This is a genomic window from Candidatus Neomicrothrix sp. (assembly GCF_035329545.1).
Taxonomy (GTDB): domain Bacteria; phylum Actinomycetota; class Acidimicrobiia; order Acidimicrobiales; family Microtrichaceae; genus Microthrix; species Microthrix subdominans.
In genome coordinates this window covers 89,831-102,900 of sequence record NZ_DAOLGP010000004.1, presented here as the reverse complement: position 1 = coordinate 102,900, position 13,070 = coordinate 89,831, and the positions used below count along the sequence as shown (strand labels likewise).

Here is a 13,070-nt window from a genome sequence, read left to right as displayed (position 1 = left end):
GGCGCCGCTCAGGCCGGCCAGGCGACGGCGTCGGTGGTCGTGCCGTGGTAGGCGTCGCCGTGGCCGTTGGACTGCGATGGCGCCACCCGGGGGGCGGGCACCGTGGTGAGAATGCGGGTGACGACCGCCTCGGTGTCGATGTCCTGGGCCAGCGCCTCGTAGGTCAGCACCAACCGGTGACGCAGGATCTCCGGCGCCACGTCGAACACGTCCTGGGGAAGCACGTAGGACCGGCCTCGCAGCAGCGCCAATGAACGGCTGGCCTTGACCAGGGCCAGGCTGGCCCGGGGGCTGGCCCCGAACTCGACCAGCGGGCGCAGGTCGCCCAGGCCGAAGTTCTCCGGTGCCCGCGTGGCGAGCACCAGGTTGACGGCGTACTCGACCACGCTGCGGTCGATGTAGAGGTCGCGGGCGGCCGCCTGCAGCTCCAGCACCGCGTCGGGCGAGATCACCTGGCTGGCCTTGGGAGGCGTGCGACCCATGCGCTCGACGATCGCCACCTCCTCGCCGGGGGAGGGGTAGCCCAGGACCACCTTCATCATGAACCGGTCCCGCTGGGCCTCGGGCAGGGGGTACACGCCCTCGGACTCGATCGGGTTCTGGGTGGCGAGCACGAGGAACGGGTCGGGCAGCGTGTGCGTCTTGCCGCCGAGGCTCACCTGGTGCTCGGCCATCACTTCGAGCAGGGCCGACTGCACCTTGGCCGGCGCCCGGTTGATCTCGTCGGCGAGCAGGAAGTTGGCGAACACCGGCCCGAGCTCGACGTCGAAGGTCTCCGAGCTCGCCCGGTAGATCCGCGTGCCGGTGATGTCGGAGGGCAACAGGTCGGGTGTGAACTGAATGCGCGAGAACGTGCCCCCGACCGCTTTGGCAAGCGTCTCGGCCGACATGGTCTTCGCCAGGCCCGGCACCGACTCGAGCAGGCAGTGGCCACCGGAGATCAAACACACCAGCAGGCGCTCGATCGCCCGGTCCTGGCCGACGATGACCTTTTTGATCTCGAACAGCACACGTTCGAGGGTCTCCGCCTGGGCGGTGGCCTGGCCGGTCCCCTTCGGTGCAGCGGCCGGGGTGCCGGTGGGGGTCGACCGCTCCGGCGCGTCGAAGCGTGGCGGCTCGGTGAAGCTGGGAGGCTCGGTGAAACTGGGCGGCTCGGGGGAGATCGAACCGACCAGCGGTGGACCCGAGGGGGCCGTCCAGTCGTTGGGGGTGTGTTGGTCCACCGGTGCTCCTGATCGCTTGGCGGTTCTGACGAGGGTGTGGCGCAGCTCAAGCGTACGGGGCCCGCAGCGCTTCGACGTGCAGGTCGTAGCCGTGCTGGGCCGGTTCTCAGACGGGCCTCCGCTGCGGCGCGAGCGACCGGCGCAACCGGCGGGAAGCTGTCAAGGCGGCGGCGGTAGTGTCGGGCCGTGGATCTCCTCGAATGGATACTGCTCGTCGTCTTCCTCGTGGCCGTCGCCGCTGCGGTGGCGTTTGCCTTCGTCGGGCCCAAAGCGAGGGACGCGACACCCGAGATCGGCACCCCCGAGGAGGAACGGCCGCCTGGCGACACGCTGGTTGCAGCTCCTCCAGAAGACAGGGCGCCTCCGGAGGATCTGGCTCCGCCCGAGGCGGAGGCTCCACCCGAGGCGGAGGCTCCACCCGAGGTCACGGCCCCTCCGGAACCCGTCCGGCCGTCGTTTCGCGACCGTTTGGGTCGGGCACGGTCGGCGTTCACCGGCTATGTGGGCTCGATCCTGTCCCGGTCCACCATCGACGACGAGACCTGGGACGAGCTCGAGGAGGCGTTGATCCGCGCCGATGTGGGTGTTGGTCCCACCCAGGAGCTGTTGGACTCGGTGCGCGCAACGGTCAAGGAGCGGGAGATCACCGAGCCCATCCAACTGATCGAGGCGATCAAGGACGAGATGAAGGCGCGGCTCGCCGCACCGGTCGGGCTCGCACGAGCGGACGAGCCGCCCAGCATCTGGCTGTTCGTCGGGGTGAACGGCGTCGGCAAGACGACGACGATCGGCAAGGTGGGACGCCGCCTGATCGACGATGACACCTCGGTCCTGATGGCCGCCGGCGACACGTTCCGCGCTGCGGCCGCCGAGCAGTTGGGCATGTGGGCCGACCGCTGCGGCGCCGAACTGGTGCGGGGAGCCGAGGGCGCCGACCCGTCGTCGGTGATCTTCGACGGCGTGGCCAAGGCCGCCGCCCAGAACATCGACGTGGTGTTGGCCGACACCGCGGGTCGCCTGCACACCAAGTCCAACCTGATGGACGAGCTGTCCAAGGTGCGGCGGGTGGCCGACAAGGGCGAGGGCTCGGTGGTCGAGGTGCTGTTGGTGCTCGACGCCACCACCGGACAGAACGGGCTTAACCAGGCCCGCATGTTCACCGAGGCCGTCGAGGTGACCGGCGTGGTGCTGACCAAGCTCGACGGCTCGGCCAAGGGTGGCATCGTGTTCGCCATCGCCTCCGACCTGGGCATCCCGGTGAAGCTGGTCGGGTTGGGCGAGGGCGCCGACGATTTGATCGATTTCGACGCCGACGCCTTCGTCGATGCCCTTTTCGAGGCCTGACGCCCAAGGCGCGGGCCAGGCGGTCTTCCTGCACGCCCATCCCGATGACGAGGCGATCTTCACCGGCGGCACCATGGTGGCCCTCGCCCAGGCCGGTATCGGGGTCACGCTGGTGTTCGCCACCGCCGGCGAGCTGGGTGGCGACGACCCCCAACTGGCATCGATCCGGCGGACGGAGGCCGAATGGGCCGCCGGGGCGCTCGGCGTCACCGACGTCCGCTGGTTGGGCTTTGCCGACAGCGGCATGGCGTCCGGGGGCAGTGACCGGCCGTCTCATGAATCCTCGGCGGTCGGCTCCGGCCCCGAGGGGTTCGCCCACCAGAACGTGGCCGCTGCGGCCCAGCGGCTGGGCGAGGTGCTCGTCGAAGTCGAGGCGACCTGCGTCGTCGGCTACGACGAAACCGGTATCTACGGTCACCCCGACCACGTGGCGGTGTGCCGGGTGGCCCACGCGGCGGCCACGCTGGTCGGCTGCTCCACCGTGTACGAGGCGACGGTCGACCGGGAGTACCTCCACTTCGTCGAGAGTCACTTGGTCGAGGAGGCCCACCGCAGCTCTGACTTAGGCCTGGTGACCGCAGCGTTGGGCACGCCGAGCGTCGAGATCGACCTCACCGTCGACGTGTCGGCCCACCTGGCGCTGAAGCGGGCGGCGATGGCTGCGCACTCCAGTCAGGTGCCGGCGCACTCCTCGGCCATGCGTCTGGCAAGGGCACAGTTCGGCGATGTGTACGGGCTGGAGTGGTACCGGCGTCGGGGCCCCAGGTCGGTGCTCGACGCGCTGCCGACCGCCCGCTCGGGCTGGTAGGCGCCGCTTCGGGTCGGAGATGGGCTGGGACGGCTCGCAGCGGCTCAAGCCAGCCGGTCCACCGCATCGATCACCGCTCCGTCGTCTACCGACCGCAGTGATCAGCATCCTCGAACGTCTCCTTGGAAGGGACGTAGCCAAGGTTGCGACCGACTTCTATCGTGGGGTTCCGAAGTGGGTTGTCGTTTGGAGGGAAGAAGTGAGCCAACTCCGTGTTCCCCCGGCACTGCTGGTTGCGGGTCTGGCGACCGGCCAGCATCTCATCGCTCGCCACCGTGCGGTGAGGCCGGCTTCCGCTGTGGTAGCAGCGGTTGTCTCGTTGGCTTCCGGATGGCTTCTCGCAGGGAGCGTTCAGGAGTTCCGTCGACAGCGCACGAGCGTCAATCCTGTTGATGTTGCTGGGGCCAGGTCGCTCGTGATCCGGGGCCCGAACAGGTTGACGAGGAATCCGATGTACGTCGGAATGGCCGGCCTGCTGATTGCGAATGCGATCCTGCGGCGATCTGCCGTCGCGGTGCTGCCTGCGGCTGCGTTTGTCTTGGCGATCGACCGCTCCCAGATCCGCGTCGAGGAGGATGCCTTGGCTGCGGAGTTCGGGGATGAGTTCGAGCGCTACTGCAGGTCGGTGCCCCGCTGGTTGGACCGACGCTCGGTTACGTGGTCGACCCCATCGACGAACACCTCCCGACGACCTGTCCAGTACGTCCAGTCGAGTCGGACGACGTGATCCTCTCTCTCGAGTTGAAGCTTCCAGGTCTTGTGTTCGGAGCGTCACTTCGCCCACCCCACGCCCCGATTTCGGACGCTGCGGCACCACCTGCATTCCCACAACCGTCATGCCGCCGTGGCTCGTCACCGTCGCACCCCCATTAGGATCGTCCCCCCATGTTCGAATCACTGACCGACCGTTTTGAAGGCATCTTCACCAAGCTGCGCGGCAAGGGGAAGCTCTCCGAGGCCGACGTCGACGAGGTGCTGCGAGAAATCCGCCTGGCGCTGCTGGAAGCCGACGTCAACCTGTCCGTCGTCAAGACGTTGCAGGGCCGCATCCGCGAGCGGGCGGTGGGCGAGGAGCTGTCCGGGGCGCTCAACCCCGCTCAGCAGGTCGTCAAGATCGTCAACGAGGAGCTGACCGCCACGCTCGGCGGTGAAGCGATCCGCATCAGCTTCGCCTCCAAGCCGCCGACCGTCGTGCTGATGGCCGGCCTTCAGGGCTCGGGCAAGACGACCAACTCGGCCAAGTTGGCCCGCTGGTTCAAGGCCCAGGGTCGCAACCCGATGCTGGTCGGTGCCGACCTGCAGCGGCCCGCCGCCGTCGCCCAGCTGCGGACGCTGGCCGCCCAGGTGGACGTGCCGGTGTACTCCGCCCCCGACGATGTGGTCGCCTCGGGCGTCGGCGACCCGGTCGCAGTCGCCGCCGGCGCGCTGGCCGAGGCCCGCCGCACCGGCCGCGACGTGATGATCGTCGACACCGCCGGTCGGCTGGCCATCGACGCCGAGCTGATGGGCCAGGTTCGCCGGATTTCCGACGAGGTCAGCCCGGACTACACGTTCCTCGTCGTCGACGCCATGACCGGTCAGGATGCCGTCGGCGTCGCCGAGTCGTTCCACCAGACCCTCGAGCTGGACGGCGTCATCCTCACCAAGCTGGACGGCGACGCGCGCGGCGGCGCCGCCCTGTCGGTGAAGGAGGTGGTCGGCCGGCCGATCGCCTTTGCGTCGACCGGCGAAAAGCTCGACGACTTCGAGCTGTTCCACCCCGACCGCCTGGCCGGACGCATCCTCGGCATGGGCGACATGCTCACCCTGATCGAGAAGGCCGAGGCGGTCTACGAGACCGAAGAGGCCGAGGTCGCCGCCGAGCGGATGATGGCCGGCACCTTCACGCTGGACGACTTCCTCGACCAGCTGGCGGCGATCAAGAAGATGGGCCCGCTGCAAAACCTGGTCGGGATGATGCCCGGCATGCCCAAGGAGATCCGCGATGTCGAGCTGGAGGACTCGCACCTGGCCCGCGTCGAGGCGATCATCCACTCGATGAACCGGGCGGAGCGCAACGAACCCGACATCGTCGACGGGTCGCGCCGGGCCCGCATCGCCAAGGGGTCGGGAACCTCGCCCGGCGAGGTCAGCCAGCTGCTCAGCCAGTTCGGCGAGATGCGCAAGATGATGCAGTCGATGGGTGACGGGTTCTCCAAACAGAAGGCCCGCAAGATGAAGAAGAACAAGAAGAAGGTGCGCAAGAAGAGTGGTGGCCGCACGACGCCCAAGGGTTCCAACGCTCCCAAGATCCCCGCAGGCGCGTTTCAGCTGCCCCAGCTCGACGAGCGCGGCAATCCGGTTGGCGGCGGACTGCCGGAGGGTTTCCCCGGGCTCGGCTGAGATCACCTCGGGCGTCCACCGCCCGTCGATCGCCGCTGAATTGGCCCCGGTCGGGAGGCTGAGTTGTTCCGGCATCGACCAGCGGCAAGAATGGACGGTCGCTCCGCGTCAACAACGGTGCCCCCGCAAGAACCGTGACACCGCAAGAACTGTTACACCCTTCTCAACAACGTCAACGTCAGGAAGTTCAACCGTGGCCGTACGCCTCCGCCTCACCCGGGTGGGCAAGAAGAAGCAGCCGACCTACCGCATCGTCGCTGCTGATCGACGCTCCCCCCGCGATGGCCGATTCATCGAGATCATCGGCACCTACAACCCGCGGGCGGAGCCTTCGGCGATCAAGGTCGACAACACCGCCGCTCTCAAGTGGCTCAAGAACGGTGCCCAGCCCTCCGAGCGAGTGAAGAAGCTGCTCGAGTTGAGCGGCGCCTGGGCCGCCCACACCACCGGGGCCGACGCGCCCGAGATGTTTGAGGTGCCCGAACCGACCGCAGCGCCGGAGCCGACCTCCGAGCCGGTCAGCGCCGTGGCCGACGGGAGCGACGCGTGAGCGACCTCACCCGCGCCTCCGAGGTGGCCGAATACCTCGCCAAGTCGCTGGCCGACGAGCCCGACGCAGTGTCGGTTGCGATCAACACCGATGGGGACACCCCACAGATCGACGTCACGGTCGCCCAAGGCGACCTCGGCCGGGTGATCGGCAAGCGCGGTCGCGTGGCCAACGCCTTCCGCACCGTCGTTCGCGCCGCCGCTCACCTGGATGATTCCCAGGTGGACGTGGAGTTCGACTCCTGACCGACGCCGCAGCCCCCGCCCCAAGTGGGGACCGTCTGGAGGTGGGCCGCCTGCTCAAGCCGCACGGCTTGGCCGGCGAGATGGTCGTCCAGTTATTGAGCGACCGCACCGAGCGCGTGGCCAAGGGCTCGGTGCTGTACCACGAGGGTGGCGCGCTGACCGTGCGGTCGTCACGCCCGCACCAGGACCGTTATCTGGTGCGCTTCGATGAGGTGTCCAGCCGCGAGCAGTGCGATGCCCTGCGCGGACGGACGCTGACTGCGCCGCCCCTCGACGACGCCGACGGCTACTGGGTGCACGAGCTGGTCGGGGCGACGGTCGTGACCGCTGACGGCGTCGAGCGAGGTGTGGTCGAATCGGTGCAGGCCAACCCGGCCAACGACCTGCTGGTGCTCGACGGCGGCGCCCTGGTGCCGGTGACGTTTATCGTCGACGGTCCCACCGACGGCCGCGTCACCGTTGAGGTGCCCGATGGGCTCTTCGAGCTCTACGCCTAACACCGGCGCCGGTCCGCAGCCGGCGACCCTTGACGACGACCCGACGCTCGCTGCGGCAGGCCTCGACGTGGCCGTGTTCACGATCTTTCCCCAGCTCGTCGACGCCTTCGCCGCCGAGTCGCTGCTCGGGCGCGCCCAGCGGCGGGGGCTGATCCGGGTGGCCACCCACGACCTGCGCGACTTCACCGATGACGTTCACCGCAGCGTCGACGACGCTCCCTTTGGTGGGGGAGCGGGCATGGTGATGACGCCGGAGCCGATCTTCGCCGCCGTCGAGGCGACCGCCCCGCCCCGGCCGCTGCTGATGCTCGGCCCGGCCGGTAGGCCCTTCGACCAGGCGATGGCCGCCGAGCTGGCCGAGGGCGGCGGCTTCTCGCTGCTGTGCGGGCGCTACGAGGCGATCGACGCCCGGGTGCGCGATCACCTGGTCGACGGCGAGGTGTCGCTGGGCGACTTCGTGCTCGCCGGCGGCGAGGTGGCGGCGCTGGCGATCATCGAGGCGACCGCCCGGCTGGTGCCCGGCGTGATGGGCAACGCCACCTCGGCGGTGGAGGAGTCCCACTCCGACGGACTGCTGGAGTACCCGCATTACACCCGGCCGGCGGAATTTCGCGGCTGGGAGGTGCCCGACGTGTTGCGCTCGGGCGACCACGCCCGCGTCGCCCGTTGGCGGCGAGCCCAGGCATTGGCTCGCACCCTGGCCGCCCGCCCCGACCTGATCGACGCCAGAGGTGGTCTCTCCGGCGCCGATCGGTCGCTGCTCGCCGAGTTCGGGTTCGAGCTCGGCGACCCGGCCGAGTAGGGGGCACTCGGCCGGGTCGGCCTACGTCGGTCTACGAGCCGCGTTGCGGCCGAGGGCCTGGGCCTTCCTCGGTGCCGGTCACCTTGTAGTCCTTGTCCAGCGTGACGGTCAGGTGCTTGCCGTCGGCGTCGGTGACGTGGGCCTCGAAAGCGCCGGCTTCGGCGTCGGTCTCCATCCGCTCGATCGTCGCACCGGGCAGCTTGGCCTCGACGGCCGCGGTTACCTTCTCGGCCTGGTCACCGCTCAGCTCCTCCTCGGTCATCCCGTTGTCCGGGTGCGGTGGCCTGGGTCGGCCACCCTCCTCGCCGGGGCCAGGACACCCCTCCGGCTTGCCGTCGGTCGTCTTGTCGTCGGTCGTCTTGTCGTCGGTCGTCTTGTCCTCGGATGCCTTGTCGTCGGCGGTCTGAGTGCCGTCGGAGGCCTTCGTCGACGTCTCACCAGGCTGTGCGGCAGCCGTCGTCGCCGTCGTCGCCGTCGCTGCGGTGGTGTCCTGGGCGCCGGCGATGCCGGTCATCGTCCAGGCGCCGGCGGCGCCGGAGAGCACCAGTGCCCCGCCGGCGGCCACGTTGGCCAGTCGTTTCTGCAGCTTGTTCATCAGGTTGTCCTCTCGTGAGGCCCCGCTCGGTGCGGGACTGAACACATCCTCGGGGTCCGAGTTGAGCGCCAGCCCCACCGCCGGCTGGGAGTTTCCGCAGAACCGATCTCTCGGCAGACTCAACGAGGGCACCCAGCCGATTCCCAGGTTGACTTGAAATGATCCGGATCGGCCCGCTCGAACGACGGGTGGCCATTGAGGAGCGCAACGACATGTCGAAAAGGCCAGAGGACCAACTGACGTACGCCACTTCCAGCAGCGAGCCGGCCGAAGCCGATCACCACGGCGGCCTGTCGGTGGACCTGCACACGATGGTTGACCGTCGGCGGATGCTGCGGGTACTGGGGCTGGGAGGCCTGGCGGCCGCCGGGTCGGCCTGCGGTAGCTCCGGGCCGACCGCAAATGGGCAGGCGGACGGATCCAGCACCACCACCAGCACCACTGTCAGCGGGGCAGCCGCCGCTCCTCCGTCCGGCCCCGGCGGTTCGGGTGGTCCAGGAGGTCCTCCGCCGGACGGCGGCGGCTCGGCAGCGGTGGCGGTGGAGGTGGCGGCGGGTGAGATACCCGAGGAAACCGCAGGTCCCTACCCGGGCGACGGTTCCAACGGGGTCGACGTGCTCGGCGAGAGCGGCGTCGTCCGCAGCGACATCACCTCCAGCTTCGGAGCGTCGTCGGGCGTCGCTGAGGGCGTCCCCCTCACCGTCGACCTGACGCTGGTCGATCTGTCTGAGGGCTCAACACCCTTGGCTGGGGCGGCGGTCTACCTGTGGCACTGCGACCGGGACGGCAAGTACTCGCTGTACTCCGACGGGGTCACCGAGGAGAACTACCTGCGCGGTGTGCAGGAGGCCGACGCTGCCGGACGCGTGACCTTCAGCTCGATATTCCCCGCCGCCTATTCCGGGCGCTGGCCCCACATCCACTTCGAGGTGTACCCGAGCCTGGCCGCGGCGACGGACTCCGCCAACAAGATGCGCACCAGCCAGCTAGCCCTGCCCCAGGACGCCTGCGACATGGTGTATGCCACCGAGGGGTACGAGCAGAGCATCACCAACCTGGCACAGACGTCGCTGGATTCCGACAACGTGTTCAGCGATGGCTACTCGCTGCAGCTGGCCAAGGTGAGCGGTTCGGTGGCAGATGGTTTCACGGCGGCGCTCGCTGTGCCGGTCTGATCAACCGCTGATCGGAGGTTTCACCGTTGCGGCCTCGTCCTCGCGTCCAGTGGGTCGTCGGGGCGAAAGCGCTGGCGGGCGACAGCGATGACAGCCGGCAGCACCGAGACGGCAACCATGCCCAGAAGAACGAGCTCGAGGTGGTCCCGGACGATGGCAAGGTTGCCAAACCGGTAGCCCAGAAGGGTGACGCCCGCACCCCACATCACCGCGCCGGCCACGTTGTAGCGAACGAACGACCGGTATCTCATGTCACCGACGCCGGCGACCATCGGACACAAGGTTCGAACGATCGGCACGAATCGGGCGAGGACGATTGCCTTGGGTCCGTGTCGGTCGAAGAACGCGATCGTGCGGTCCCGATGTTCGGCCTTGACGAGTCGTCGGTCGGTCCCGTTGAACAGGGCCGGTCCGCTCCGTCGACCCAGCAGGTAGCCGGTCTGGTCACCGGCGATGGCGGCGGCCACCACCACGACGATCAGCACCCAGATGTTGGGGCGGAACGTCAGCTGCGGCAGTGCACCCGCCGCCGCTGCTCCGGCGGTGAACAGCAGCGAATCGCCGGGGAGAAAGAACCCGATGAGCAGCCCGGTCTCGGCGAAGATGATCGCAGCGATGCCGATCAGCCCGAAGGCGTCAACCAGGTGGCTGGGGGACAGGTTCATGTCGTGTTGGTCCTCGTTCTTGGAAGCGGCGTCCCCGAGTTTGAGCAGCGCCAAAGTTCGGCGGTCCCGAGTTTGAGCACTACGGCGTTGTAGTGGACATCGAGGGCGCTCCTGATCACCAGACACGCCGTCGTCGGCCGACCTCGATCAGAAATGCTACCGGGATTCCGGCGCCGTCGTCGTGCGCTTTGCGGCCAAAGCAACGACCGACCGGGCGAGGCCCGGCCGGTCGCTCCTGCGCCGGGAGGCTCAGTCGGCCTGCTGGCTGAGCACCTTTCCGTTGGTGGCGTCGACGATCACGTCGGTTTCGGTGCCGTCCTTGGCGGTCACCTCAACCTCGTAGACCACCTTGCCGTCGACCTCGTCCAGGTCGGCTTCATCGACGGTGCCGGGCACTTTGTCGGTGGCGGCCTTCGACGCTGCCTTGGCGTCGATTTTGGCGGCCTTCTCAAGCTTGGCCTGCTCGGCCTTGTCATCGGCGTCGTCGCCCTTGTCGTCGGACTTGTCGTCGGTCTCCTGGGCAAGGATCTTGCCGTTGCCGGCGTCGACGATCACGTCGGTTTCGGTGCCGTCCTTGGCGGTCACTTCAACCTCGTAGACCACGTTGCCGCCTTCCTCGTCAAGGTCGATCTCATCGACGGTGCCGGGCACTTTGTCGGTGGCGGCCTTCGATGCTGCCTTGGCGTCGATCTTGGCAACCTTCTCCAGCTTGGCCTGCTCGGCCCTGTCAGCCTTGGCTTCATCGGCATCGCTGCCTTCTGGGCCTTCCTTGGTGACCGGGACGGTCACCGAGCTGGTGTAGTCGGGCTTCTCATCGGCCTCGTCGTGCTCCGTTGCCTTCGAATCCGTTGACTCGGTGTCGGTCTTGTTGCCCGGCGCTTCGATGGTGGTCGGGGGCTTCTCCTGAGTGGTGGCCGCCGACGCCAGGGTGACGCCTCCGGCGGTGAGGCCCAGCCCGAAGAGGGACGAGTAGATCACTTTCTTGACCTTGCTGGTGGTTGCCATTGCGGCTCCTTTGTGGGTGTTGGAGGGTTCCGAGGACGCCACTCTGCACAGGGCCTCCTGTGGCCACGCTGAAGCGATGGCGGAATGCCACCAGGTCTTCAGCCCACCTTCAGGTTGTCTAGGTCCAGACCTTGCCGATCCGCCGTGAGTCGCGGCGATCCGGTTCGACGTAACACGTCAACGTGGCGGGAACCGCGGCGACAACACCTGCTTCGATCTCGTCGATCACCCGAATCAGGCCGTCGAAGTCGACCGGTTCGCTGAAGGCAACCTTGACGCACACCAGCAGGTCGTCTGGGCCGATGTGCTCGGTCCGGAGGTTGAGAATGCTCGCCACTCCGTCCACGGAGCTGACCGCCGAACGGATGCGTTCCAGGTCCAGGGCGGTGGCGGGTTCGCCGATGAGGAGGCTGTGCATCTCGATCGTCAGCCGGGTTGCGATGCCGCACAGCAACATGCCGATTGCAATGGTCGCCGCTGCGTCGAACACGCCGTTGTCCGTGAGGGCGCTGGCACCGATGCCGGATGCGGCCAGGGCCAGGCCGATCAGGGCACCCGTGTCCTCGTACACCACCACCGCCACCTCTGGATCCCGAGACTCCCGCAGCCCTTGCCACAAACCCGCGCCCGGGCGAATCGAGCGCCGAGCGGCTCGCACCCCGACACGTAGCGACGAGGCTTCGAAGAGTGCCGCTACACCGATGAGCGTCAGCGCAACCGCTGCATGGTCGACGCCATGTGACGGGTCGCCCAACTTGCGGACACCCTCGATGATCGACACGACGCCGCCCAAACCGAACAGGATCAGCCCGACGACGAACGCCCAGAAGTAGCGCTCCCGGCCGCGGCCGAACGGGCGCTCCTGCGTCGGCGCAGCCCGAGCCCGACGCGCGCCCAGCAACAACAGGCCCTGGTTTCCGGAGTCGGCCAGGGAATGCAGGCACTCGGCCAACAGGGCTACCGACCCGGTCAGTAGAAACCCGAGCAGCTTGGAGACACCGACGGCCACGTTTGCTGCGAGGGCGACCAGCACTGCACGCCGGTGCCCCTTTGGTTCGTCACTCACCGCCGGTTCGCCGGCCCTTACCCGGCCAGCTTCTCCTTCAGGTGGTCGACGGTGGCCTCGGGAATGGGCTCGCGGATCACGTTGGTGGGGTGGTGACTCTCGAATGCCCGAGACATCTGGTCGACGTCGCCTGTGACGCCGATGAGGAGGAGCGCAGAGGAGCCGTTGGTGAGTTGGCCCTTCACACGGTCGACGAGGGTGTCGTCCAGGCCGGCTTGCTTCATCAGCTCGCCGACGCCCGCACCGACCGCTGCGCCACCGACGGCTCCGAGGAGAAACCAGGCTGGCGGGAACCACCACAGCGCCAGCATGCCGACGAGCGCCCCCGCCCACGCTCCGCCGCTGAGCGACCCGTGGGGGGTGTGCAACGAGATGTGGCCGTGCTGGTGCTTCTCGACGACGGCGACGTCGTCGATCCACGCGTAGTCGAGTTCCTCCAACGCTCGGACCGCACCCAAGGCGGACTGGGCCCCGTGGACCGAATCGAAGTTCAACATGATGAGATCTGCCATGAGATGCTCCATTTCCTCGGTGTGGCCCTCGGGCCGCAGATGTTGTTTCGACCATGACCCCAGCGGGGCGACACCGAGGTCCGGAGAATCTCCGCCTGCCCACGCTCAACAACGGAAGCGCCAGAGTCATCGTAACCAGGGCATGAAATCGGGAGTCGCCAGTCCCGTCACGAAGTGACGTTCTCGGGTGAAACGGCGTGC

14 protein-coding genes and 1 pseudogene are annotated in these 13,070 nt (G+C 68.1%); 9 read left to right on the top strand and 6 right to left on the bottom strand.

Annotation, left to right across the window (positions count from 1 at the left end):
• Positions 1-8: 8 nt before the first annotated feature.
• Positions 9-1,223, bottom strand: a complete 1,215-nt coding sequence (locus PKD89_RS03795) for an AAA family ATPase (RefSeq protein WP_289011585.1) — start codon at positions 1,221-1,223, stop codon at positions 9-11.
• Positions 1,224-1,409: 186 nt separating this feature from the next.
• On the opposite strand from PKD89_RS03795, the gene ftsY reads away from it, so the two are divergent.
• The 8 genes and pseudogenes from ftsY to trmD all read left to right on the top strand — a co-directional run bounded on the left by ftsY (position 1,410) and on the right by trmD (position 7,851).
• Complete coding sequence (gene ftsY / locus PKD89_RS03790) at positions 1,410-2,567, top strand: signal recognition particle-docking protein FtsY (protein ID WP_289011587.1); 1,158 nt, start codon at positions 1,410-1,412, stop codon at positions 2,565-2,567.
• Positions 2,548-3,375 (top strand): PIG-L deacetylase family protein, encoded by an 828-nt coding sequence (locus PKD89_RS03785; protein ID WP_289011589.1) that lies wholly within the window; start codon positions 2,548-2,550, stop codon positions 3,373-3,375. Before ftsY ends, PKD89_RS03785 begins: the two co-directional genes overlap by 20 nt.
• A gap of 97 nt (positions 3,376-3,472) precedes the next feature.
• A complete protein-coding gene (locus PKD89_RS03780) occupies positions 3,473-4,102 on the top strand; it encodes a methyltransferase family protein (RefSeq protein ID WP_289011591.1) in 630 nt (209 codons plus the stop codon).
• 158 nt (positions 4,103-4,260) lie between these two features.
• Positions 4,261-5,757 carry a signal recognition particle protein gene (ffh, locus tag PKD89_RS03775; RefSeq protein ID WP_289011593.1) on the top strand — a complete coding sequence of 499 codons (1,497 nt, stop codon included), beginning with the start codon at positions 4,261-4,263 and terminating at the stop codon, positions 5,755-5,757.
• Between the two features lie 193 nt (positions 5,758-5,950).
• Positions 5,951-6,184, top strand: a pseudogene (gene rpsP / locus PKD89_RS03770) (30S ribosomal protein S16); the annotation flags it as partial.
• 119 nt (positions 6,185-6,303) lie between these two features.
• A complete protein-coding gene (locus PKD89_RS03765; protein WP_289011596.1) occupies positions 6,304-6,552 on the top strand; it encodes a KH domain-containing protein in 249 nt (82 codons plus the stop codon).
• 41 nt (positions 6,553-6,593) lie between these two features.
• Positions 6,594-7,049 (top strand): ribosome maturation factor RimM, encoded by a 456-nt coding sequence (gene rimM, locus PKD89_RS03760; RefSeq protein WP_289011598.1) that lies wholly within the window; start codon positions 6,594-6,596, stop codon positions 7,047-7,049.
• The gene (trmD, locus tag PKD89_RS03755; protein ID WP_289011600.1) at positions 7,024-7,851 is read left to right on the top strand and encodes a tRNA (guanosine(37)-N1)-methyltransferase TrmD; all 828 of its coding nucleotides are present in this window, start codon (positions 7,024-7,026) and stop codon (positions 7,849-7,851) included. The genes rimM and trmD overlap by 26 nt, the downstream gene beginning before the upstream one ends.
• A gap of 31 nt (positions 7,852-7,882) precedes the next feature.
• Here trmD and PKD89_RS03750 read toward each other — a convergent pair whose 3' ends face one another.
• Positions 7,883-8,569 (bottom strand): hypothetical protein, encoded by a 687-nt coding sequence (locus tag PKD89_RS03750; RefSeq protein ID WP_289011602.1) that lies wholly within the window; start codon positions 8,567-8,569, stop codon positions 7,883-7,885.
• Between the two features lie 35 nt (positions 8,570-8,604).
• Between PKD89_RS03750 and PKD89_RS03745 the strand changes: the two genes are divergently transcribed.
• Entirely contained in the window at positions 8,605-9,621 is a 1,017-nt protein-coding gene (locus PKD89_RS03745) for an intradiol ring-cleavage dioxygenase (protein WP_289011604.1), read from the top strand.
• 20 nt (positions 9,622-9,641) lie between these two features.
• Here PKD89_RS03745 and PKD89_RS03740 read toward each other — a convergent pair whose 3' ends face one another.
• The 4 genes from PKD89_RS03740 to PKD89_RS03725 all read right to left on the bottom strand — a co-directional run bounded on the left by PKD89_RS03740 (position 9,642) and on the right by PKD89_RS03725 (position 12,869).
• A complete protein-coding gene (locus PKD89_RS03740; protein WP_289011606.1) occupies positions 9,642-10,286 on the bottom strand; it encodes a VTT domain-containing protein in 645 nt (214 codons plus the stop codon).
• 249 nt (positions 10,287-10,535) lie between these two features.
• Positions 10,536-11,291: a PepSY domain-containing protein gene (locus PKD89_RS03735; RefSeq protein WP_289011609.1), complete on the bottom strand. Its 756-nt coding sequence runs from the start codon at positions 11,289-11,291 to the stop codon at positions 10,536-10,538.
• 118 nt (positions 11,292-11,409) lie between these two features.
• Positions 11,410-12,357: a cation diffusion facilitator family transporter gene (locus PKD89_RS03730; RefSeq protein WP_287374269.1), complete on the bottom strand. Its 948-nt coding sequence runs from the start codon at positions 12,355-12,357 to the stop codon at positions 11,410-11,412.
• A 17-nt stretch (positions 12,358-12,374) separates the two neighbouring features.
• Complete coding sequence (locus tag PKD89_RS03725) at positions 12,375-12,869, bottom strand: DUF1269 domain-containing protein (RefSeq protein WP_289011611.1); 495 nt, start codon at positions 12,867-12,869, stop codon at positions 12,375-12,377.
• Positions 12,870-13,070: the final 201 nt, after the last annotated feature.